This is a genomic window from Pseudomonas sp. CFBP13509 (genome assembly GCF_005233485.1).
GTDB lineage: Bacteria > Pseudomonadota > Gammaproteobacteria > Pseudomonadales > Pseudomonadaceae > Aquipseudomonas > Aquipseudomonas marginalis.
In genome coordinates this window covers 72,472-95,031 of the sequence record NZ_QGAA01000014.1, presented here as the reverse complement: position 1 = coordinate 95,031, position 22,560 = coordinate 72,472, and the positions used below count along the sequence as shown (strand labels likewise).

26 protein-coding genes are annotated in these 22,560 nt (G+C 57.5%); 8 read left to right on the top strand and 18 right to left on the bottom strand.

The features are described from left to right. The first annotated feature begins 151 nt into the window (after positions 1 to 151). The 4 genes from PspCFBP13509_RS22315 (at position 152) to PspCFBP13509_RS22300 (ending at position 4,870) form a co-directional block, all read left to right on the top strand. Positions 152 to 673: a hypothetical protein gene (locus tag PspCFBP13509_RS22315; RefSeq protein ID WP_137212707.1), complete on the top strand. Its 522-nt coding sequence runs from the start codon at positions 152 to 154 to the stop codon at positions 671 to 673. Positions 674 to 1,256: 583 nt separating this feature from the next. Beyond that, the gene (locus PspCFBP13509_RS22310; protein ID WP_137212706.1) at positions 1,257 to 2,033 is read left to right on the top strand and encodes a helix-turn-helix domain-containing protein; all 777 of its coding nucleotides are present in this window, start codon (positions 1,257 to 1,259) and stop codon (positions 2,031 to 2,033) included. A 103-nt stretch (positions 2,034 to 2,136) separates the two neighbouring features. Then, positions 2,137 to 3,042, top strand: a complete 906-nt coding sequence (gene yddG / locus PspCFBP13509_RS22305) for an aromatic amino acid exporter YddG (protein ID WP_137212705.1) — start codon at positions 2,137 to 2,139, stop codon at positions 3,040 to 3,042. Between the two features lie 130 nt (positions 3,043 to 3,172). Beyond that, positions 3,173 to 4,870 (top strand): B12-binding domain-containing radical SAM protein, encoded by a 1,698-nt coding sequence (locus PspCFBP13509_RS22300; protein ID WP_242001090.1) that lies wholly within the window; start codon positions 3,173 to 3,175, stop codon positions 4,868 to 4,870. 112 nt (positions 4,871 to 4,982) lie between these two features. Here PspCFBP13509_RS22300 and PspCFBP13509_RS22295 read toward each other — a convergent pair whose 3' ends face one another. Further along, the gene (locus PspCFBP13509_RS22295) at positions 4,983 to 6,047 is read right to left on the bottom strand and encodes a 2,3-butanediol dehydrogenase (protein WP_227432305.1); all 1,065 of its coding nucleotides are present in this window, start codon (positions 6,045 to 6,047) and stop codon (positions 4,983 to 4,985) included. 781 nt (positions 6,048 to 6,828) lie between these two features. Here PspCFBP13509_RS22295 and PspCFBP13509_RS22290 point away from each other — a divergent pair. Then, positions 6,829 to 7,464 (top strand): LysE family translocator, encoded by a 636-nt coding sequence (locus tag PspCFBP13509_RS22290; RefSeq protein WP_065926312.1) that lies wholly within the window; start codon positions 6,829 to 6,831, stop codon positions 7,462 to 7,464. Between the two features lie 80 nt (positions 7,465 to 7,544). Here PspCFBP13509_RS22290 and PspCFBP13509_RS22285 read toward each other — a convergent pair whose 3' ends face one another. From PspCFBP13509_RS22285 to PspCFBP13509_RS22255, 7 genes are all read right to left on the bottom strand, one after another. Beyond that, positions 7,545 to 8,150 carry a hypothetical protein gene (locus PspCFBP13509_RS22285; protein ID WP_137212703.1) on the bottom strand — a complete coding sequence of 202 codons (606 nt, stop codon included), beginning with the start codon at positions 8,148 to 8,150 and terminating at the stop codon, positions 7,545 to 7,547. Beyond that, positions 8,147 to 8,719, bottom strand: coding sequence for an RNA polymerase sigma factor (locus PspCFBP13509_RS22280; protein ID WP_065926310.1), 573 nt, complete (start codon positions 8,717 to 8,719; stop codon positions 8,147 to 8,149). Before PspCFBP13509_RS22280 ends, PspCFBP13509_RS22285 begins: the two co-directional genes overlap by 4 nt. Before the next feature lie 47 nt (positions 8,720 to 8,766). Further along, positions 8,767 to 10,389 (bottom strand): vWA domain-containing protein, encoded by a 1,623-nt coding sequence (locus tag PspCFBP13509_RS22275; RefSeq protein ID WP_137212702.1) that lies wholly within the window; start codon positions 10,387 to 10,389, stop codon positions 8,767 to 8,769. Between the two features lie 121 nt (positions 10,390 to 10,510). Further along, positions 10,511 to 11,161, bottom strand: a complete 651-nt coding sequence (locus tag PspCFBP13509_RS22270; RefSeq protein ID WP_065926308.1) for a DUF799 domain-containing protein — start codon at positions 11,159 to 11,161, stop codon at positions 10,511 to 10,513. Then, a complete protein-coding gene (locus tag PspCFBP13509_RS22265) occupies positions 11,158 to 11,520 on the bottom strand; it encodes a DUF4810 domain-containing protein (RefSeq protein ID WP_131697033.1) in 363 nt (120 codons plus the stop codon). Before PspCFBP13509_RS22265 ends, PspCFBP13509_RS22270 begins: the two co-directional genes overlap by 4 nt. 29 nt (positions 11,521 to 11,549) lie before the next feature. Then, entirely contained in the window at positions 11,550 to 12,230 is a 681-nt protein-coding gene (locus tag PspCFBP13509_RS22260; protein WP_027608087.1) for a CsgG/HfaB family protein, read from the bottom strand. 42 nt (positions 12,231 to 12,272) lie between these two features. Then, a complete protein-coding gene (locus PspCFBP13509_RS22255; protein WP_074848316.1) occupies positions 12,273 to 12,854 on the bottom strand; it encodes a hypothetical protein in 582 nt (193 codons plus the stop codon). Positions 12,855 to 13,027: 173 nt separating this feature from the next. Between PspCFBP13509_RS22255 and PspCFBP13509_RS22250 the strand changes: the two genes are divergently transcribed. Next, positions 13,028 to 13,639, top strand: coding sequence for a hypothetical protein (locus PspCFBP13509_RS22250; RefSeq protein WP_083221256.1), 612 nt, complete (start codon positions 13,028 to 13,030; stop codon positions 13,637 to 13,639). A gap of 16 nt (positions 13,640 to 13,655) precedes the next feature. Next, positions 13,656 to 14,243 (top strand): hypothetical protein, encoded by a 588-nt coding sequence (locus PspCFBP13509_RS22245; protein ID WP_065926305.1) that lies wholly within the window; start codon positions 13,656 to 13,658, stop codon positions 14,241 to 14,243. Positions 14,244 to 14,334: 91 nt separating this feature from the next. On the opposite strand, the gene PspCFBP13509_RS22240 is transcribed toward PspCFBP13509_RS22245, so the two are convergent. Beyond that, positions 14,335 to 14,955, bottom strand: coding sequence for a hypothetical protein (locus PspCFBP13509_RS22240; RefSeq protein WP_065948563.1), 621 nt, complete (start codon positions 14,953 to 14,955; stop codon positions 14,335 to 14,337). 581 nt (positions 14,956 to 15,536) lie between these two features. Here PspCFBP13509_RS22240 and PspCFBP13509_RS22235 point away from each other — a divergent pair. Beyond that, positions 15,537 to 15,794 carry a hypothetical protein gene (locus PspCFBP13509_RS22235; protein ID WP_065948568.1) on the top strand — a complete coding sequence of 86 codons (258 nt, stop codon included), beginning with the start codon at positions 15,537 to 15,539 and terminating at the stop codon, positions 15,792 to 15,794. Positions 15,795 to 15,827: 33 nt separating this feature from the next. Here PspCFBP13509_RS22235 and PspCFBP13509_RS22230 read toward each other — a convergent pair whose 3' ends face one another. The 9 genes from PspCFBP13509_RS22230 to PspCFBP13509_RS22185 all read right to left on the bottom strand — a co-directional run bounded on the left by PspCFBP13509_RS22230 (position 15,828) and on the right by PspCFBP13509_RS22185 (position 22,560). Beyond that, positions 15,828 to 16,262 carry an RDD family protein gene (locus PspCFBP13509_RS22230; RefSeq protein ID WP_065926302.1) on the bottom strand — a complete coding sequence of 145 codons (435 nt, stop codon included), beginning with the start codon at positions 16,260 to 16,262 and terminating at the stop codon, positions 15,828 to 15,830. A gap of 7 nt (positions 16,263 to 16,269) precedes the next feature. After that, positions 16,270 to 16,743, bottom strand: coding sequence for an RDD family protein (locus PspCFBP13509_RS22225; protein ID WP_065926301.1), 474 nt, complete (start codon positions 16,741 to 16,743; stop codon positions 16,270 to 16,272). A gap of 127 nt (positions 16,744 to 16,870) precedes the next feature. Further along, positions 16,871 to 17,656 (bottom strand): signal peptidase I, encoded by a 786-nt coding sequence (gene lepB, locus PspCFBP13509_RS22220; RefSeq protein ID WP_065926300.1) that lies wholly within the window; start codon positions 17,654 to 17,656, stop codon positions 16,871 to 16,873. A 39-nt stretch (positions 17,657 to 17,695) separates the two neighbouring features. After that, positions 17,696 to 18,145, bottom strand: coding sequence for a hypothetical protein (locus tag PspCFBP13509_RS22215; protein ID WP_065948564.1), 450 nt, complete (start codon positions 18,143 to 18,145; stop codon positions 17,696 to 17,698). A gap of 22 nt (positions 18,146 to 18,167) precedes the next feature. Continuing rightward, positions 18,168 to 18,629: an Imm6 family immunity protein gene (locus tag PspCFBP13509_RS22210; RefSeq protein WP_065926298.1), complete on the bottom strand. Its 462-nt coding sequence runs from the start codon at positions 18,627 to 18,629 to the stop codon at positions 18,168 to 18,170. 52 nt (positions 18,630 to 18,681) lie between these two features. Next, positions 18,682 to 19,161, bottom strand: coding sequence for a hypothetical protein (locus tag PspCFBP13509_RS22205; protein WP_065926297.1), 480 nt, complete (start codon positions 19,159 to 19,161; stop codon positions 18,682 to 18,684). A 251-nt stretch (positions 19,162 to 19,412) separates the two neighbouring features. Further along, positions 19,413 to 19,817, bottom strand: coding sequence for a hypothetical protein (locus tag PspCFBP13509_RS22200; RefSeq protein WP_074848310.1), 405 nt, complete (start codon positions 19,815 to 19,817; stop codon positions 19,413 to 19,415). Positions 19,818 to 20,551: 734 nt separating this feature from the next. Next, positions 20,552 to 21,226, bottom strand: a complete 675-nt coding sequence (locus PspCFBP13509_RS22195) for a hypothetical protein (protein ID WP_065926296.1) — start codon at positions 21,224 to 21,226, stop codon at positions 20,552 to 20,554. A gap of 959 nt (positions 21,227 to 22,185) precedes the next feature. Continuing rightward, a complete protein-coding gene (locus tag PspCFBP13509_RS22185; protein ID WP_065926295.1) occupies positions 22,186 to 22,560 on the bottom strand; it encodes a hypothetical protein in 375 nt (124 codons plus the stop codon).

Below are 22,560 nucleotides of genomic sequence, written 5' to 3'. Positions count from 1 at the left end.
AATGCTACCAAATTAGCTTATCGAGTTTTTTGACTAATAGCTTAAGTGCAGCCTCAAAACTGGAGACTTTTTGCTTAAATAGGCGCATACACGAATGCGCCTTGGGGCCTCTGAAAGAGGATGCGCTGAGCAACTATCTAGGTAATATGATATGGAGTCCATTGGAAATATTGCACCTGATTGGTTACTGTGGTCAGTTCCAACTTTACTGTTAGTGTGGCAGTGGAAATGGATAGCTAGGCCCTTAGTATGGCTTTATATGAGACTGACGCCTCCCAAACGCTACGAAATAGCGTTTGAATCAGAACCGGAAGCTAATGCGGCGTTCTCAGCGTACCAGTCGCAAAATATGGAACATCGCGGTGTTCCTCTGGTTCACTTCTTTAGCGTTGATTTGATGACACACGACAATCCCATTTCTGTTCAAAAAGTCTGGGTCACCACTCTCAGCGGTAAGGAGTTTGGCGCATGGCGTGTAGGCTCGCAATTCCAAGAGCCCGATGAGCGAGTGCGTATTGAGAATCAAGCCATTAGGCGGTTCCACATAAAAGCGCCATACAATCAAGAACCAGATCGACTTTCTGCCATCCACATCCAACACAATGGTGTAATTAAAATCTTTAGGCTTATCAGTATTAGCGAACGAATTAAGCTCGCTATCAGATTAAAATAAAATACCAAACGCCTATTTTCTGAAATTCAACCAATGAGATAGAAGTTGGGGTGAGGTTCGTAGTTCAAACAAAGCTGGTTATACGCTGCGCATTATTTATGCACATCTCATGTGATTGGCTAGGCGGCCCATGGAGTTCCTCCACGGCTAATTCCAGACGCAGCCAACAATACCTATTCTTATTTATTGGCGCCATACATCGTATTTTATGGAGAGAATGTATTGGCTAGTAGCACTTCCCCTGTATCCCCTCATGTATCCCTTGAATTTACTAAGTTCATTATTTTCATAGAAATCATATTGTTAAGCCACGAGACCAAATGACGCCGGGGCACCATATAGCAGTCTCAGGCTGTCTCAGACAGTCTACAAAACACCCCAAGAAGCCCGCCCTGTGCGGGCTTTCTTGTTTCTGACGGTCCGTGCCCCCCTGTCGCGCCTTTTAATCACACGTCTTAACGTCCTCATAAACACAACCCCCAAGCCCAGCAACACCCCCCAGTCAAACTCCCCCCTAAATACAATCTGGCATCCAAACACAACAGTAACGTACGCTAACCCCCTCACCCCCGGAGACTCACGGATGAGCACCACCACCCCCCAATCGCTCTCCCTCTCATTGCGCTCTTACTCAGGTCAGGTCGAGCTTCACCAGCATGACTTCCATCAAATCGTGCTCCCTCAATCCGGGTCGATGGAGATTGAGGTCGACGGACGAGGCGGCAAGGTCGATGCAAGCCAGGGGGTGGTGATTTCTGCTGGGGCCCGGCATACCTTCCTGGCCAACACCCATAACCGTTTCCTGGTGCTGGACGTCTCGACCGAGCGTGGCGAGGCGCAGAAGGGTACGGTTGCGTCATTTGACCCACTCAACGACAAGCGCTTTTTTGCGGTCAGGCCCGATATACGGCATTTGCTCGATTACGCCAGTTGCAACGGGCCACAGTTGGTCGGCTCGCTCGCGATGGCCGAGTCCTGGAGTCGGTTGCTGTTGTGTTCGTTATTGCAGCCCGAGGTTGCGCGGAGCGATCCCGGTCAGTTCATTCTTGCTCGCGCGCTGGCCTACATCGAGCAGCACTTGGGCACGGCCCTGACGGCGCATGATATTGCGCGTTATGCGGGCACCAGTGAGCGGCGTTTGTATGTGCTGTTTGGGCAGCACCTGAATACAACGCCGTTCTCGCATATCGCGAACTTGCGTCTGAATCTGGCCATTGACCTGCTGCGCCAAACGTCTATGTCGATTATTGATATTGCGCATCGCGCCGGGTACGCCGACCAGAGTGCGTTAACCCATGCCCTGAAGAAAGCCCGCCATCTGACGCCGGCCGTGGTGCGAAAACAAGGGCGAGATCACTGAAAAAACAGCAGTCCCGAACAATTCTTCGGCGGGCCTGATCAATACTCACTCTCTCGACCTTTCTATTGTTCCCGCTTGAGGATTATCCGCAGACGGGGCTTGCATGAGCACTTCCAACCCATCCATCACCCTTGCCAAGGGCACCGCCAGTGCGACGCTGATCGGGGTGATTGCCGTGTTTTTGTGGGCGTGCCTGGCGCTTCTGACCACCTTGACCGCCGGGATCCCGGCCTTTCAGTTGCTGGCTTTGAGCTTCGCGGTCGCCTTCGTGGCCAGCCTGTGCGTGCTGGGGATGCGTGGCGCAGCAGGGTTCAGCAGTTGGCGCCAGCCCTGGTCTGTGTGGGCGACGGGGTTTACCGGGATCTTCGTCTATCACGCGTTGTATTTCTTTGCCCTGAAGGCCGCGCCTGCGGCTGAAGCCAGCCTGATTGCCTACCTGTGGCCGCTGCTGATCGTGCTGCTGTCAAGCTTTGCCACCGGCGAGTCGCTGCGCAAGCGCCAGCTGCTGGGCGCCTTGCTCGGCCTGGCGGGGACGGCCTTCATCATGCAACTGCGGGCCCGGAGTGACAGTGCGTCGATGCCGGTGATCGGTTACGCCGCCGCCTTTGCGTGTGCCTGGGTCTGGGCGATTTATTCGGTGTTCAACCGGCGGTTCAGCCATGTTCCGAGCAGCATAGTCGGGGGTATTTGCGGGCTGGTGGCTGTGGCCGGGGGGCTCTGCCACCTGGCGTTCGAAACCACGGTGCGGCCTGAGCCGGGCCAGTGGGCGGCGATCATTGCCCTGGGTTTGGGCCCGGTGGGCCTGGCTTTTTTCGCCTGGGACCACGCGACCAAGCACGGAAACCTATCGATGCTGGGCGCCCTGTCTTATCTGGCGCCGCTGTTCTCCACACTGCTGCTGATTGCCGTGGGGCAAAGCGATGCCAAGCCGATCCTGATGATTCCCGCGGTGTTGATCATTACGGGGGCGGTCATCGCCACTTCACGCTCACGCACGACCTCGCGTTGATCTCGACGGGTAAGGAGACAGGGAAATGAACTTGATAGCTTCGCAGGGAACCCTGAGGATCGAGAGCGACGGGCCAAGTTTTTCAGTCGCGCCCACGCGGCCCTTACTCAGTCATCTGGGAAAGCCATCGTTGCTGAACAGCCGAACCGGCATCCGTCGTCGCGCCCATGGCGAGGCGCCTCGTGTGCTGCTGTTTGTGCCGCCCTACACACGCCTGATCGAGCCCACGTCGCACGACAGCGCATTTGCCCGCATCGGCATTGATACGTTCGAAGTGATGAAGCGTGCCGGTACGCCTATCGGCCTGTTGCGCATCGCCACGGTGGCCCGGCGCGCCGGTTATGACGTGCAGATTGTCGATTCGCCCTTTGCCGGCTGGTCCCAGGAGCACAGCCTGGTCAAGGTCGACCAAGGGCATCTGATCCGCTACGGCCTGAGCGATACGCAGATACGCGAGATCATCGAAACCGCGCAACCCGATATTGTCGGGATCCAGTGCAACTACACCGTGCAATGGGGCAATGCACGGGCGTTGGCCGAGCTGGTGAAAACCCTCGATCCCAACCTGGTGCTGGTCACTGGCGGCGCTCACTCCAGTGGTGACTGGAAGAACGCACTGCTGGATTCGGCCTTCGACTTCGCGCTGATCAATGAAGCTGACCGCGCCTTTACCCTGCTGCTCGATGCCTTGACTCACGAAGGCACAGACATCAATGCCGTACCTGGGGTGGCGTACCGCGACAGCCGGGCGCAACTGATTCGGCCCACCCAGAAGTCCAGCTACCTGAGCATCATCCCCAAGCGGCAGGACCTCGAAGAGCGGCTGGGCGTCATGCCCTTGCCGGACTTCAGCTTTCTGGACATGAAGCATTACCTGCAGCCTTATCACTCCTCAGGGGCACGCGTACGCAAACATGGCGCGTGGGCGCAGATATTCTCCACGATTGGCTGCAACGTGAACTGTAACTTCTGCTACATCCCGAAAATCAACGGCCCTTGGCGTGCACTTGGCCTGGACTGGTTTGACCTGCACCTGGCCGATCTGGTGAAACAGGGGGTCACTGAAGTGCTGATCGAGGACGATCACCTGATGCATGACCCGTTGTATGCGATGGAGGTTGGCAAGCTCCTGAAAAAACATGACTTGCCCTGGGTCGAAGAAGGCGGGTTGAGCCTTTTCAACCTGATCCTGCTGCATTTGGGCGAACGCTTCATCGACCAGATGGATGAGAAGGAGCGCAAGAACCCGCAATATCGCAATGTGATCGAGGCAGTAAAAGGCGGGCTCACGGCAAGGAAGTTCATTCGCTCGATTGCCGAAAATGGCTGCTACAACATCTACCTCGCGGTGGAGAGCGCGAACGAAGACAGCCTGGTCAATTCCAACAAATCCCGACTTAACGCGATCCAGCACTCGACGTTCGAGCTCATCGAGATTTTTACCGAGCACGGCATTCAGGTTACCGGCGGGTTCATGCTGGGGTTCGTCAACCCCCCCGGCGGACCTGGGCAAAAGCCTTTTGTAGAGAGCCTGGAGCTGATCGACCGCACCATCGATTACGCGGTCAACCTCATGGGTGCCGGCATGGCGTACGCCAACCCGTTTATCGTCACGCCGATTCCCGGGACGTCGATGTGGGAATACCAGCAGCAGTATGTGGTACGTCACTACGACAACGGTTGGTCCCATGAAAAAGCCACGATGGCGACCGACCAATGGAGTGCCGAGGACATCGAGAAAGCACGCATGGAGTTGCTGGTTCGGGCCAACGGGGCTGATCGTGTCAGGGAGATGGTGCGTCGCGGCACCTGGCCTGTGGATGCGTGAGTGAAGGACGCTGGCTGCGAGGATTTTTAGCGCCGTGTTGCCTCCGCTCCTCTCCCCTGTTTTGCTTGGGGAATCAGGAGCGGGGCAAAGACTGCGGCGGTCAGCGTGCGCGTCAGACCCTGGCAGGCGACACAATGATCTTCACATTGTGTTCCTTGTTTTTAACCAGTTCCTCGAAGCCCTGGCCCACGATCTGCTCCAACTGAATGCGCCCCGTCACCAGTGGCGAGATGTCCAGCCGCCCATCCGCGATAAACGCGATCACGTCGGCGAACTCACCGTTATAGGCCAGCGCGCCGAGTACCTGTTTCTCAGTGGCCACCAACTCGAAAAAGTTGAATTCACTGGGTTCTTCGAAGATGCCCACCAGTACGCACTTGCCGGCCTTGCGGATCAGGTCGATGGCGAGTTTGGCCGTGTGTTTGTTGCCGATGCATTCGAAACTGACGTCCGCGCCGAGCCCGCCGGTCAGGCGGCGGACCTCGGCCAGGGCGTCGCATTCATTCGGATCGAGCACATGGGTCGCCCCCACTTCCCGGGCCTTGGCCTTGCGCGCGCCGGACATTTCCAGCGCGATCACCTGGGCCGCGCCCGCCGCCTTGGCGCACATGATGGTGCACAGACCGATGGTGCCGGCGCCGACCACCACGACGTTTTGCCCGAGCAGGCTTCCGGCTTTTTTCACCGCGTGCATGCCGACGGCCAGAGGCTCGATCAGCGCCCCGGCTTCAGCGGGGAAGTTCGCCGGTAGCTTGTACAGCAGGTTGGCGGGCACGTTGACCAGTTCGGCGAACGCACCGTTGTTCATCAAGCCGGTAAAGGCCAGGTTCTCGCAAATGTTGTACAGCCCGTGGGTGCAGTAGTAGCAGGTGCCGCAATGCTGACAGGCATCGGCCGCCACCGGCTCGCCAACGCTGAAGCCCTGTACGCCGGCACCGAGTTCGACGATCTCGCCACAAAACTCATGACCGAGAATGCACTGGCCCTTGATCCCGGTCAGCGGGTGCGGGGCGTCGACCGGAATGAACACCGGGCCGGCCACGTACTCATGCAGATCGGAGCCGCAAATGCCGCACCATTGCACGCGGATCTGCACCCAACCGGCAGGCGGCGAAACGGGCAGCGGCACGTCTTCGACGCGGATGTCGTTACGACCGTGCCAGACAGCGGCACGCATGCTGCGTTGCGAGTTGCTCGAAAGGCTCATAGCGAAGTCTCCTTGAAACGGTTGGCACTGGCGCGCCGGGTGGGTTGCCAGTGGCCAGAGCAAGGCCGGTGCCAGCTGTGCAAAAACGCCTGGACGCCCCTCTCCTAGAGCCGCCGAATGAACACCCAAGGGTGGCCGGCATTGAGGTCAAACGAGACGCGCCATGCCAGATCGCGCACGGTAGCGACGAGACCGCGAGACGTTGCGTCTCACTGCAAGCGTTGATGCCAGGGGCGTGCCTGATCCACCTCAGTCGTCTTCAATAGGGGCGCTTCGCACCCCAACGCGGGGCAAGCCCGCTCACCACAGCAAGCCCGCTCACCACAATAAGCTTGCGCAGGCTCACCCGATAACGCATTCGAGATTGCACCTCCACGCCCCACGTGATCGAGGACTACTCGTAACTTGTGGTGAGCGGGCTTGTCGAATCGTCGCACCGCCCGCGCTGGGCTGCGGAGCAGACCCAAAACCAGGCGCTGCGGTTTACCTGACAGAACACAGGGATCCTGATTGGGGCTGCTTCGCAGCCCAGCGCGGGGCAAGCCCGCTCACCACAGCAAGCCCGCTCACCACAAGTAGGGTGTTCGCCCTTAACTGACGGACCGGCGCCAACCAAGGGTGCTCAAGCGGCCCAAGCCCCCTGTATGACGTTTTGTCAGCCGATCTGTATCTAACGCGCGCCCTGCTCCCGCCCTACCATCAGGCGCATCCAACCTGCGCAACGACGCGCTCTACCTACAGGAGTGAACCCATGCCCGAACTGTCGAGCCTGCTGGCGTATGGTCTGATTTCCCTTGGCATGGTGCTGACGCCCGGCCCGAACATGATCTACCTGATTTCGCGGTCGATCTGCCAGGGGCCGCTGGCCGGGTTGATTTCACTGGGTGGTGTGGCGCTGGGTTTCGTCGTGTATATGCTGTGCGCGGCGCTGGGGATTACCGCGCTGCTGATGGCGGTGCCGTATGCGTATGACGCGCTCAGGCTCGGCGGTGCGCTGTATCTGTTGTACCTGGCTTGGCAGGCGGTCAAGCCCGGTGGGCGCTCGGCGTTTCATGTGCGTGATTTGCCCAGGGACGGCCCACGCAAGCTGTTCATGATGGGCTTTGTGACCAACCTGTTGAATCCGAAAGTCGCGGTGATGTATCTGTCATTGCTGCCCCAGTTCATCTCCCCCACTGGCCACGGCAGCGTGCTGACACAATCCATCGTGCTGGGGTTTACCCAGATCATGATCAGTGTGAGCGTGAATGCGGTGATCGCCATCATGGCCGGTTCCATCGCGACCTTCCTGGCGGCCAAGCCGGTTTGGCAACGGGTGCAGCGCTGGCTGATGGGGACGGTGCTGGCTGGCCTGGCGGTGCGCATGGTTTTTGATGCGCGGCGTTGAAGACGGGGCTTGAGGGCACTGTGGCGAGCGGGCTTGCCCCGCAAGCCACAGGTTACCGGTGGCCTGTTCTTTTTTTGTAGTCAATGCGTGCGCAGCGCCTCCAGCCGTGCGGGCAGGTCTTCCTCGGGGAAGCGCGCGTGCAACGCCAGCAATTTTTCATCCGCGGCTTTGCTTTCACCCGCTTCCCGCAAGCGCACGATCGCCTGTAACTCTTGCTCCAGCGACGGCAACGCTGACGGTGCGCGCTTGCTGAGCCTGGCGCTCGATTCATCTGCCATCGCACCTGCAATCTCAGCCTGAACCGGCGCACGTTCAGCCTTGGGCGCGGCGGCGATGCGCGCCATCGGCGCCGGTGCGGACAACGCTTGCGGCGCCGGGCGGGCGGCTTCCTCGTGCAGGGCGGAGAAGGTCGCCGTGGAGATTTCGGGTTGTGGCACTGGCGAGCGCGTGACCACGCCGATCATCAGCGCCAAGCCGGCCACGGTGGCGAATGCCATTTGCCAGCGCGGGCGTTGGCAGGCGTGCAGCCAGCGTTGCCACAGGCTCGGTTGCGGCGCCGGGGCCTCGCGGCGGGCGGCGTTGAGGATGAGGGCGTCAAGGGACGCGGGCGGCTCGCCGGTGCTGTGTTGACGGTAATGCTGGATCAGCACGTCGTCGGTGTCGGGAGTGTGTCGAGAGTCGGTCATGCGAGTATCTCCTCGGCCAGCAGGCGGCGCAGTTTCTGCTGGGCGTAACGCAGGCGGCTTTTTACGGTTTCCAGCGGGGCGCCGGTGAGGGCGGCGATTTGCGGCACGTCGAGGTCGCCGTGCAGGCGTAGCAGGAAGACTTCGCGCTGGTCTTCGGGCAAGGCTTGCAGGGCGGCGTCCAGGCGCGCCTGGTCGCGGCTCAGGCTCAGCTGTTGCTCGGGGCCGGCGCTGTCGTCGGCCTGGGCGTGCAGTTGCTCATCGTAGCTGTCGTGCAGCGGGTTGTGGATGCCGTGCTTGCGCCAGTGGTCGATCAGGCGGTTGCGGGCGATCTGGAACAGCCATGTACGAAAACTCGCGCGGCCTTGTGGCTGGGTGTTGCTGCGGATCAGGCTGAGCCAGGTCTCCTGGTAGATTTCCTCGGCCAGTTCGGCCTTGTTGCTCAGGGACACGAGGAAGCGGTAGAGGCCTTGGCGATGCCGCGCGTACAAGGCTTCGAACGCGGCGGCGTCACCGGTTCGGTAGCGGGCCAGCAGCGATTCGTCGCTGGATGGATCATCTGGAACAGCCATGCAGGGGGCGAACTCCTTTTGTAAAGTTAACGCTGTTGCGTTCAAGATCAGGGTTTCAGGCTTTGGGCCAGTTCCACCATTTGCACGAACTCGTTGCGCAGACCAAAGGGGTCATCGCCCCGGGCCGAGCGGGCCAATGCGGCGGTGTCCTTCAAACTCATGCTGCCAGTGTAGCGGCCATCGCCCTTGAGCTGTTGGGCGAAGGCGGCCACCGCCGCCGAGAAGCGCAGGTCGTCGCTGGCCTGGGTGGTTTCGTGGCGGATGGGCCGTTCGATCAAGCGGCTGTCACCGCCCGTGGCGGGCTTGTAGCGCACGCGCAGCATCGCCAGTTCATCGGATTTACCTTCGGCCGCAGGCGCAGTGGCGTAGCGCAAGGGCTCCAACCAGCCCCTCTGGCCCTTCGGCACAATTTCATACAGCGCGGTCACGGTATGCCCTGCGCCGATCTCACCGGCATCGACTTTGTCGTTGTTGAAATCCTCACGCTTGAGCGCGCGATTTTCATAGCCCAGCAGTCGATACTCGCTGACCTGTGCCGGGTTGAATTCCACCTGCACTTTCACATCCCGCGCGACCACCGCCAGGGTTGAACTGAGCTGGTCCACCAGCACCTTGCGGGCTTCGCGCAGGTTGTCGATATAGGCGTAATTGCCATCGCCGGCATCGGCCAGTTGTTCCATCAGGTGTTCGTTGTAGTTATCCACACCGAAGCCGAGGGTGGTCAGGGACACGCCGCTTTTACGCTGGCGGGCGGCCATTTGCTTGAGGCTGTCGAAGTCGCTGACGCCCACATTGAAGTCACCGTCGGTGGCCAGCAGGATGCGGTTGATGCCCTTGTCGATAAAGCCTTCGCGGGCCATCTGGTAGGCCAGTTCGATGCCGGATGCGCCTGCCGTGGAACCGCCGGCGGTGAGTTGATCGATGGCATTGCGGATCTTGGCCTTGTCGCGCCCCGATGTGGGCTTGAGCACTACGCGGGACTCACCGGCGTAGACCACCAACGCAACCCGGTCCTGATCACGCAACTGATCCACCAGCAATTTCAGGGTGCTTTGCACCAGCGGCAAGCCTTCGCGGCGGTCCATGGAGCCGGACACATCCACCAGGAACACCAGGTTGGCCGGCGCCAGGTCCGCCACGGCGCGGTCAGACGCCTTGATGCCGATGCGCAGCAGTTTCGTGCGCGGGTTCCAGGGTGTGGCGGCGACTTCGGTGGTCACGCCAAACGGTGAGCCGTCGGTGGGCAAGGCGTAGTGGTAGGGGAAGTAGTTGACCATTTCCTCCAGTCGCACAGCGCCTTCGGGCGGCAGGCTGCCTTGGTTGAGGAAGCGTCTGACGTTGGCGTAGCTGCCTGTGTCGACATCCACGCTGAAGGTGGACACCGGCGTTTCGGTCACGCGATGCACCGGGTTGTCCGGCAGGTTGGCGTATTGCTCGCGGGGTTCGCTGCGGTAGTCCATCGCCGCTGATTCCTGCATGCGCATTGGAGCGGGCATTGCCATGCGCTTGACCAAGGCGCCCTGGGGCGACGCGCGTTGCAGCTCGGCTACGGGCTCGGCCGGTTTGGCCAACTCAGGGGATGAAGACAGCCCACACCCGGCCAGCGCCACCACCAGGGTGACGGCAAAGCCTTGGGCAGCAGGACGCAGGAAGAGCAGAGGACGGGACATGGGCTGAACCTCGTGAATGAATGATCCGTTCACAAGGTCAGACGCAAGGTGCGGGATGTTCGGGTTAACCCTGATTCAAATAACACCACAGTTGGTCTGTGGTGTTCTCAGAATCCGGATATCAGTCCGTGCCGTACTTCGGGTTGCGCGGGCCGTACAGGATCCCCGCGCGTTGGCCCGGCGACAGCAGGCGTGCACTGGTGATGCCGGCAATCGGGTGCGCCGCATCGGTGGAGCTGTTGATCACTTGCTTGACCGCCGCGGTGATCAGCATGCCCACCAGTCCGCCGCCGTTGTTGTTGCCTTCTTCACTGGACGCCCGCGCCGAACCGGTCCACAGGGTGGTGCCGGTGCGCAGGTCCACCAGTTTGGCCGAGGCCGTCACGGCGGTGTCGCTGGAGATCAGCATGTACTTGGTGCCGTACTCGCTGACGGTGATGTACAGCGCCGCGTCCGCGCCGAAGATGTCATGCAGCTTGGCCGGTGGCACGCCCTGGATATCGTTGGCGGTGGTCAGGCCGTTCTGGCGGAAGGTTTCGTCCACCAGGGCAATCGGCAGTACGTAGTAGCCGGCTTCGGCCAGCGGGTAGGTCACTTGCGAGACCAGGCTGTACGAGGCCTGCACTTCCGGCGACTCGTTGATCGGCGGCAGTACCAGGATCGACTTGGGCCGCGCCTGTTTGTACGCGGTGTAGTCAATGGTCTTGGGGGCTGCGCAACCGCCGAGCAAGGCCAGGGCCAGCAAGGCACCGGTGAGTTTTAACAGGCTCATTTAGTGGCCACTCCGGTCTTGGCGTTTTTCAACAGGAAGTCCATGTACGAGGCAGACTCGGGGAACAGCGCCTTCTCAGTGCGGAACTCCTGCACCATCTGGTCATCCTTGCCCATGCTCAGGTACAGCATGCCCAGGTGCGCGTGGTAACCCGGCGGCGCCTTGCGGCCGCTGGCGTTGATCTTTTGCAAATCACGCTCCAGCGCCTCGACCTGCGCTTCCTTGGGCTCGCCCTTGAAGTACTCGTAAACCTGCGGCTGGTAGCTTTCCCATTGATACAGGGGCTGGGGCGCCGTCTGGCACCCGGCGACCGCCGCGATTGCTGTCAGCATCAGCGCCGACTTCACTGCCTTGCTCATCCGTGTACTGCTCCTTGAGGGGTTGCTGATCAGTTGCGCGGGTTCCAGGCGCCGGCGTTGATGCCGTCGACCAGGCGGTTGATGGCTTCGCGCATGGCCAGGTCGAGGACCTTGCCATTGAGGGTGGAGTCGTAGCTGGCGGTGCCGCCGAAGCCGACCACTTCACGGTTGGACAGCGCGTACTCACCGGCGCCCTGGGTGGAGTACACCACTTCGGAGGTGCTGATGTTGACGATGTTCAGTGCGACCTTGGCGTAGGCCACTTGGGTCTTGCCACGGCCGAGGATGCCGAACAGCTGGCGGTCGCCGGTCTCTTTGCGGCCGAACTCGGTCACGTCGCCGGTCACGACGTAGTCAGCGCCCTTGAGCTTCTGCGCGGTGCCCTTGATCGCGGCTTCCTGGGAGATTTCGCCCATGTTGTCGCGGTCCAGCACGCTGAAGCGGTTGGTCTGCTGCAGGTGGGTAATCAGGATGGTCTTGGCCTGGCCACCGAGGCGGTCGACGCCATCGGAGAAAATGCCGCGCATGTAGCTGGAGCGGTTGTCGAACTTGCCCACGGCGATGGGCACACGCACGCCGGAATAGGCGACGTTGGCGCTGGCGACCTGTTCCACCGGCATGGCGCGGTTGCTCTCCGTGGCGCAACCGGCCACGGTCAACAGCGCTGCGGCGGTGAGGCCGGACAGCAGGATTTTGGACAGTGTGTTCACGGGGTGCTCCTAAATGGGGGGAATCGGGTATGGCAGCTGACGCTAGCGAGACGGAATATCGCGCAGGTCGTCGACGATGTAGTCGCTTAGCCCACTAGTGAAATACCGCTCGACACTGGAGTTACCGCTGTTGGTTACAACGCCGGCAAGGGTCCTCCATTGTTGCGGCTGGCCTCGCCAGTTGCTGGGCTCCAGGCTGGGGCGGTTCTGGGCGAAGTGCAGCACCTCGGCACCGGCTTTCTTGACCTTGACCTTGTAGCCAAAATCGATGCTTTGCAGGATGGTACCGTCGTCAATCAACAGGTTCGAAAACCCCCCATTGGAGTCGATGATATGGCGCACATAGACGACGTCGACATCCAGCAAATAATCGGCGCTGTCTTTACTGGTTGCGTAACGCTTGGCTTTGAGCAAGCGGTTTACCAGATCGACGCCGAGTTCCTGGCGAACTTTGTCATCCGACATGAAGTGCTTACTCTTGCCCTTCACCTCAACGTTGAAGGTGTCGAGCCAGTAAGTAGCAGTCTTCGAAATCGTGACCGGTGCCGGCGAGATGTAGTACTCCGGCTTGGAGGCGCAGCCCGCCATCAGGCAGGCGACGAGGAATACGGCAAACATGCGCATGTCTGGATTCGTCCCTGAAAAGTATCGTGCTTTAAACAATCGCGGCATTTTACGGGGTTGAGAGCGGTTCTCAAGGTGTTTCGTCGGTTGCCGTGCGGTGGCGCACATTCCCTCAAGTTATGGGGATACGGGTCGAAACAGTAACTTGGCTTGCTCACTTATAGGGACATTGCGTGCTTAACACTCTGCTTCGGGCTACGGCCCTGATCGCTGCGCTGTCGATGACCGGCTGCGTTTCCTACACCGTCACCGGCCCCATCGCCGCCCCGCTCCACCCGGTCGCTGTCAGCAGCCCGCGCAGTGCGCAAATCGCCGATGTGACGGTGAGCGCCGCCGACGTCAACGAGGCCAACAAGGCCGCCATCAGCAGCTCCCTGACGGCCCAGATCACTCAGTACGTGCGCACTGGGGGTTACTTCAAGCAGGTCACCGAGTATCCGGTGCGCCTGGGCGAGCAGGACGTGACGCTCACATTCAACATGACCGCCCTCAAGGGCCATCGCGCGCCACACCCGGCGTACGTACCCGGTGCGCTGCTGACGCTGACCATCTGGATCTGGGTCAACGGCCCGATCTACGTGGACAGCTTCGAGGTGGCCGGCGACCTGGTGATCGTCGACCGCAACGGCAAGGAACTGGCCAAGGCCAAGGATTCGATCAAATTCGAACACAACGTCGGGCTTTACAGCGGCCAATACTGGGCACCGTCGATGGGCGGCCAACAGCTGACCAAACTGGTCGGGCAACTGCTCGACACCGCCACCGCCAACCTGGCCAAACCGTAATTCCAAGGAGTGATGCATGAAAGGATTGATCAAACACAGCCTGGTACTCGCCGCCGTCCTGCTGACCGGCTGCGTGTCTTACTCGCAGCACGAATTGCCCGCTGTACAGCCCTGGCCACCGACCGCCAACGCCCCGGCGCAAAAGCCCACGGCGTACGTGCACACCACCGCGCAGAACCACGTCAACGGCGGCCCTGGCAACGCGGCAGTCGGCGCACCGGTGGTGCTGTGGGAAAAGGCCGTGGCCGATTCGTTTCGCCAGTCCAACCGTTTCTCGCGGGTGAGCACTGACAAGGTCGACTCGGATATCTACGTCGATGCCACGCTGCACAACAACGAACAGTTCAGCATGGCCTCGGCGATCATCACCGGCGCGACGTTCTTCATCATCCCGAGCACAGCGAAAAACACCTTCACCCTGGAGACAGTGTTCAAGGACAAGGATGGCAAGGAGCTGGGCCGCGTCAAAAAGAGCGAATCAGTGCGCACCTGGATGCACTTGGTACTGATCGTGGGCATCCCGTTCCAGGCAGACACGCGGGAAGTGGTCGAGGCGTTGACGCGCAGTACGCTGGATGAAGCGGTGCAGCGCAAGTTGCTGTAACCCCGCCCTCTGCAGGAGCGAGCTTGCTCGCGAAAAACCGGAGAACACCGCAGGCATTCAGCATGCCCGCGGTATCGCTGCCAGCCTCAGCTCACTTGATCAGGTCAGGTCGAGTGGTCTTGAGCATCGCTGCGCTCACCGCGCCCTGAACCGAGCAGGTGATCATGCCATTGCTGGTCTTGGCCAGGTCATCGGGTGCGGGCTCGACCATCAAGATGCGTTCGGCCGTATCGGTGACCAGCTTGCCCGCGTTGTCATCGCCGCCTTCCGGCACCCAGGCTGATTGCTTGTGCGACCAGATCTGCGCACGCGCGTAGATACCGTTGGCTTTCTCCAACGCCGTACCCGGTACTTTACTCAGCTGAGCGTAAAGCGCGTCGGGTGCCTGTTCGGTGTAGAAACCCCAGTTGATGATGCGCGAGCCCATCAGGTCCTGGTCTTCGGCGAAAAAGCCGGTCAAGGTCATACCGTCAAGCGTCAGTGGCGTGTCGAACATCCAGCGCTGGCCCATATCGGACTTTGTGCCGCCGCTGAGCGTGATCTTGCCGTTCTCCAGCTTATGGGCAACACGCTCCTTGAGCCCTGCCTGGCTTACCACCGCCAGGGAGTTCTGGTCGCAAGCGAGAAAACTTTGCAGGGCAGGCGCCGCGGCGAAGCTGCTGGTGCAGGTCGCCAGTGCAGTGAGTGAGATAAACAGACGATGCAGTTTCATTGACAGCTTCCTTGGGTCCAAATAATGGGTGGGGGGGAGCGAGTTTGCTTCTGCAGTAACGGGATAAAACGGTTAACACGCATACAGGGCTTTGAGCATCATGCCGTTGGCATCAACTCACGGTGTTTGAACGGGCGCAGATTTGCTCCCACCCTTTCTCAATCGTGCCCGTGTACTTACCGCACGACGCGCCCCTTTCGCCGGCGAAGGCCGGTTCAGATCTTTGATGCGTCTGGGCATCGCCAGTGTGTCGGCAGTGGGTGGCATTGCATGAGGCATTGTGCCATTACTCTGACGCCTTGCGCGGTTTTGGGTGAGGGGCTTATAGTCCGGCCGTCGTCCAAATGGCGATCAGGTTTGGCGACCTGACAACAGAGTGCAAAAGCAATCCGCTTTCATGCAGGTGTTTTTGCACCCGCAAAGCCGTGCCTTTTATGGCGGCTGTGCGCGGGAGACCTTCGGGTCTGCCGGTTTACTCTGTTGCCGGTTCGCCAACCTGCGTACAGCTGCCACCCATTCGTTTGGCGACGATTGAGTGGTGGTCTCAACCACTTAACAGAGTGCCAATTATGAACCGTTACATGCCCCTGACCGGCCACGACTGCACCGTCCCCGCCCTGCTCATCGACACCCAAGCCCCCCTCGACGTCCTCCACGACGCCGCCGTGCACCGCATCCAAGCCGTCACCCAACTCCTGGAAAACCTGGCCTTCCGCGATCAGCTCAGCAGTGATGCCGTGGTGCTGCAGGACTTCGCCCATCTGCTGGCGATTCCGCTGCGCGACGGCTGTGATTTGTTGGATGCGATCAGTCGCAGGCTGAACGCCAACCCGTCCTGAGTTACACAGGGCGGCCCGTCCAGGCCGCCCTGCTCAGGAATTGATGACAATCGTCTTGGCCAACATATCGCCCAAGCGACGACGCAGGCCGAACAGTACAAAAAGACCGTCCAGCACACTGAACACCATCTTCGGAACATTGCGCAGGAACGACTGGAACAGCGTGCAGTTCGTGGGGTACGGGTAACCCACCACCGCCGTGCGGCACACTCGCTTGCCCAGGCTCTGGCCATTGGGCAAGGCATCGCAAAACAGGTAGTACCCGAAGGCTGAAAACAGCAGCACATAGTGGAGGCCATCAAACAATGCCGGGCCTCCTGCAGAGCTCAGATAGAAATAGGCATAGTCCAGGTTTCGGTTCAAAAACAGCAGGAAAAACACCACGGCCATATCGATCAGATAGCCGAGCAACCGTCTGAACGGGCTGGCGATGTCCCAGGTTTGCGTGGCCGATACCGAATCGTTCATGACGTATTTATCCCCTACCGTTGTCATAAATATCCGCAAGGCTGCGAACGCTCGTCAGGTTGCCGGTCTGAACCACGATGGTCTTGGCGAACATATCGCCCAGGCGCGTTCTGGACTCCATGAATATCCACACCCAATCGATCACCACCAGCGCTCCGGAATTGCGGGTTAACGCCTGGGAAACCGTGCAGCTTTTGCGAGTTTTACGGTCGACGACGGCGATGCTCAACAAACGCTTGCCCAGGCTCTGGCCGTTGGGCAACGCGTCGGCCAGCAGGAAGTAGGCGAAGGCTGCAAAAAACGCCGAGAGAAAACCAGCCTTGGGCGTCACGGCCGGCACGTAGGCAGACAATGCACCGGCGCAGAATTTGATGATGAAAAAGATCAGGACTGCGATGGCGCAGTCGATAAGGCGCGCGGCCAGGCGCCGGCCGATGCTGGCCAGGATCGTCGGGCGTTTGGCGGAGTGGTTTGCGTCCATGCGGTATTGCTCCAGATTCATGGCGTTGGTGTGTTTTGACTGGGCGCAAATCGGCTCCCAGCCTTTCAATGGTATTGCTGTGCTGCCCGCCGGCCGGGAGTACCTGCGCCAGCGATGCTCGAAAGGCTCATGGAAACGTCGTCCCGATACGCGCTCGTTCATTCGAGAACCAGATGCCGGTGACCTTGCCCACCACATCCTCAAGCGCGACCTGGCCCATGAAGCGGCTGTCGTTGCTGACATCCCGGTTGTCGCCCAACAGGTACACATGCCCCGGCGCTACCTGGAGCGGCGCCAACTCAAGGGAGTAGTCCTTTTTGACGCGCTCAGCCGGTGCGTGAAACAAACCCAGGTTCTCACCGTTGCGGATCACCTCGCCATGGACGATGGCCAGAGTGTCACCACCGATTCCCGCTACCCGTTTGACCGCCTCGGTGCCATTCCAGCGATACACCACGATATCCCCCACGTTGGGCACGCCAGCCCGCAGGTCCGACATGATGTAGTCGCCAATCGACAACGTCGGGACCATCGACCCCGACGGAATGTAATAGTTTTTGAAGCCCAACAACGGCACCCGAAAGACGTCCAGCGTCAGCACCAGGACCACCACCACGCCGACGTAAAGAGCATGGAAGCGTTTACGCGGCACATTGGGCGGACCGCTGTAGCGACGGGCCAACACGGCGGACACGATGGCAGAGGTCAGTTTGACCGTGATGACGAAAGCGAAGAATGCATACAACCCAAGGGGTGTAGTGACCAACCCCAAGGCACCCATCAGCGCGACCCCGCCGAGCAACAACGCTGCGACCCGGATACCCCACTGTGTACGGCCTACATACACCAGGCCCCAGCCGGGTATGAGGCAGGCCATCAGGAAGGCCTGGAGGGAGAATTTTGCGGGTTTCATTGATCGTCCTTAATAATGCAAATGCTGGCGCCGCGCATATTACTGCTGGGCTCGCCAATCCACATAACCTTTAATCGCTGTTAACTGGCTAAGGATGAAGCTGGAAAAATCCTCATATAAGACTTCCGCATCACTCAATTCAGGATCAATTTCGACAATTGACCAATCATTCGCAGCATCGAATGCATAAAAGACACCGCTCCCGGTACTGGCAAACACATACATATTACGATAAGCAACTACATCACATCCGGTGACAACTGAATACTTCGTTGGACCATCCTCGATGTAAAGTGCGCTATCCAGCTCACCAAATCCAAACTGTTCAAGGAATTCAAGATAGTCGAGCGGCACACCTACGCGGTCGAGAACCTCAACACCTCTCAAGACTAATTCACGGTTACTTAAGCAGCTTCCATAATCACCTTCATACAACGCACTGGACACTATTTCTCTTATAAGAACACCAACTTCCGACGCGCCTTTCATCGCCACTCCTTGCATCTGAACATTAACACTTTTTAGGTAGATAAACGTCTAACACGCCACCCGCTCCGACCTTATAGATATATTCGACTATGTATTCAACAGCCTGCTCACCTGCCTCGTTGACTGAGGCGGACATTCTTTCTTGCCGACCTGAAACCTTATAAGCCTGATGTGCAAAAAAGCCAATGACCAGAAGTATCAGAATCAAGCTGTCTTGCTCTAAGCTTTCCGTAATGAAATTATGCTCTCCCAAAGGACCATTTTGCATTTCATCCGAGTCTAAATAGTAGGCCAACTGCTCAGGGCTTAAACTTCTATCGGTTAACCATGACCAGCACAACTCAATAGCCTCACTACATTTAGTATAGGTAGCGGGAGCTGACGATAGATTATCTAAAGTTTGATCGAGAATCAAAAGAAAAATAGCCGCTCTTTTAACCCACATTTGCCCCTCTAAAACAGACAGACTTTCCGAATAACTCATAGAACCCGATCCTTTTTAGCTCAAACACAGAAAACAATTAAGCTCACTTCTATCAAACTCCCTGACACTTCCACAAAATTGCGTAAGGCACCTCATCATTCAATAACCCCAATGAGCGAAAATAATAGACCGCTGACGGACCTTCCAAACTCTTATGAACAAAAGCGCCATCAGACATCACACGATAAGAGGCATACTCTCGAATATTACCGGCAGTCTCCAACGCTCGCTTTATTTCAATATAGGTCGCCCCTGCCTCCTCTGGCATCAACTCAAAGGGCGGAGGGCAAACAGCCCCATCATCACTTTCGACGTCTCTGTAATAGGCTCGCTGAAATGCTGCGTCACTGGCCGCCCAGTAAAATGACAATACTTTCAGCTTATCCTGCCCATCCTCTTTAATCGCATCTGCCAAGCAGTACTGAGTGACCGACATCTTGTACACTCCCTCATCGATGAGTAAAAGTCCTGCTTCGGGCACAGCAAGCGCATCACCCTTTTTAAGCTCGCGTAACAGTGCCCATTCAGTCATCACCAAACACTCCTGTTGCGATTTCCAATTATCTCGATGGGAACATACATGCGACGATTTGTCATACCGCTTAGTATCCTCCGACACTCAGAGGAAAGAGGGGCCTGACCCTGAGGAATCCCCACCGGATTGTCCCGCTCGAGATTGGCGGATATGGAGCTATTGGTGCGCGATGAAGTACACCGGCAAGCTCAGAGGCTAGAGTAGATTTGTGGGGACTCCTCAGGGTCTGCCCCCTTTTTTTCACTTATTCAGCCGTCGCTTTGACTCAAAATATTTATCTCACGCCAGTAGACAGTCGCTGGTAGAGACTGATTCTGATTAAACAAGGAAAAAACCTCGATTACATCATCAATATTAAACCACTCATCCTTTTTTAATGGTACACGGCCCGCACCAAACGACAGTAAGCTTCCATCTTCAAAGTTTGTACTAGAATTTGAATGATAACCTCTGAACAGTTTTTTACTTTTAGCGTCATATCTTTCAATAAAACAAGTGAATCTGCCTCCAGCCACTTGCACATAGTTACCCTCATCATCAGTTATACATGCGAATGAGCTAGGGCCGTAGCTTTTTAATTTTTTTAGCGTTTTTATAATCTGCGCTTGATTTACACCTACTACTACAGGACTATTTTCGGCTTCGAGCTTCATATTTCCCACCTTTATGGCACATAGACTGTTGTAGCGCTTTCGATGACTTGTCCATTTAGCCGTCCTTTCCCTTGCGCCCCAAACTCATTAACAAAGTAATCGGTAAATTCTTGATAGCTGGTCTTACTAGCCGACCCGCTTTTTACCTCAAGAGAAATAGGGGTCAGACCACCAATATACATTGGTGCACTAATCGTGGTCTGCCCCCTATTTCCCTGGGTGTCTTAGCCGCACCAAGCAACTGCTTAGTAGCGAACTTCCCATCAAAAAGAACAGGCAAATTATTCTTACTGGTTCCGGCTACTTCTTTTGCATCTACTATTCAAAACGACAGTAAAGTGGCCATTTATCAAGCCCGATTGAATTCAGGATCAACAATGCAATCAAGCCCAGCAGAAACAATTCATGTCCTTTGTCATTCGCCTCACCTGTGACTCGGATATTTCATCTCGGCCCTGCCTTCCAATTAAGGACTTCGGATCTACCACCTGTGGAACGCCGCTAACAACATCCGCCCCAACCGCTCGGGGCTCACTACCTGCATACCGCCGCCAATCCGGATGGTAAGGATTGGCCTTCATCTCGTCCGTAACCGTGGTAAGTCTCGTCGGCTTAGGTGCTTCCGCTGCCGGCTTTTCATCCTGGAAGCTCGCGCCATTCGCCGCTGGAGCACCGTCACCCACGGCTTTCGTTGTCCCAGAGGGCAAATCGCTCGGAGGTCCTTTTGCACCTGTTCAACCCTTCAATGCTGGCAAAGACAGCACTTCATCGTACTGTGGCCAGTCTTCCCTTGCGCGCTTGAGCACACCTTGCATCAACTCGTCCAACTCAGGCACTGGTTGCTCGGGCGGCAATTGGTCAAAGGGCGCGGCCAGCAGCGGATGATCAATCTTCTGCGGATTGGCTAAACCTTCCCACTGGCGCAGGCGCAGGATATAGAGAATTTCCACCGGCACGCGCTCCAAGTGCCAGTCCTGATTGAAGTCGTAGGAACTCTTCTGGCTCTCTTTGCCGGTTTGCCAAGTGTGGCGGTCACACGCGGCCAACAGGCAGGGCATCAGGTCGTCGGGGCTGGGAGTGCGCCACTTGGCCAACAAGGCTTCGTAGATGGGTTCGTCGTAAGCATAAGCAGGCCATTGATGCGAGACATCGCCCACCCAATCGGCAAACACACGCAGCATAAAGGCTTGGGCGCGGCGGTGTTGCTCTTCGTACTCAATCACTAATTGATGCCCACGATTGAGAGCCGCATGGGTGAGATAGCCCTGATGGATGACGGCATCCTTCCAGCCTAGGATCGCCATGGCGGCCATCATATTGGTGGCGGTTTGGATGCTGTAGTTTTGGCGGCGTCGATCATTGCCTGCCGCTTTGGCAATAATGTCGAACTGACCCGCCCAGAAGAACAACTGCCAAATTCCTACTTGGTAATAGCGCAGCCAATGGGCCAACTCCAGAAGCCATCGCGGATTATCTGGTGCGGTCGCCAATACCTTGTGGGCTCGTGTGACGGCTATCCATTCGGAGCTACTACGCGTAACGTTGTCACTATTCGGTACAGGCATTGATGGCTTCGCAAATGCATCGCCGCGCTCAACATATTCACGGATGCCATTCAACTCGTATTCATCTGAGACGTGTGGCCCCTTGGCTATGCGACCCAGCACACTTTTGTAGGAGGGCCATTTCGGGTTTACGCCCGAGCGCTCGCACTGAATTACTTCTTGGTCCATATTTCCACCTTAAATTCTGCTACACCAGTTTTACTGGGGGCGGGAACACCGACTTTGACTGTTACACCTTGAACCTTGGCTTTTCCTGAATCCAACGCCGCTTGCAAAGCATCGCGTAAAGCAGGATCAGAGTCGGGAATTCGAGAAATAGGGGTCAGACCACCAATATACATTGGTGCACTAATCGCGGTATGACACCAATTTTTAGCGGATCAACGAACACTAAAAAACCAAAGAACGAGACCTAGAATAAAGCCAGCCCCAGCTATTTCTAGATAGAGCGCCATATACTCTTTTATAAGCCCGGCAACGTCTTCACCACCACTCAATCAATACCCGGCAACCTGAAAGAACACACACATAAACAACAGGCCGAACGCACAGGCACAAGGAAGATAGATGGCGATCCACCAAGACTCATTTCTTTTCATTGCCAACCGAAACCATTACGTGCGCCACACCACCAAGAGAAATTTGCCCCGCTTATTTGGGGACTTTATAAAAATGTGATCTGCCCCCGATTTCCTCTGATGTGGATGTTGCTGTAAATTCGCATCATTAGCCGCTGGTGTACCGTTACCGACTAACTTTGCTTCACCAGACGGCAAGCCGCTCGCAGGTTCTTTTGCACCAACTTATCTAGGAAGAAGATATTTCTCCCTAACCTGTGCCATACAATCGATCATTTCTGCCAGTTTCTCCCCTTTTAGCCCCACGTCTGCTAAATCATCGGCGCAGCATTTTTCATAAGCCCTAGCCAAACCCTCTAACATATCCTCCGCATAAGGACTTTCTCTAGATAACTCTAACCCATACTTCATACCCTCGCTAAATATTGCAGTTTGCAACACTGCAAATAAACCTACATCAGCAGACGTGCAAAGAGAGCCCGCTTCATCTTGAACATAAGCAAAGGCTTGTTCTGGCCGAAGACGAATCTGTGATATAGCCTTTTCATAAAGCCTAGATACTATCGGATAAATTTCTTCCACAGCCAAATCGATCGCCAT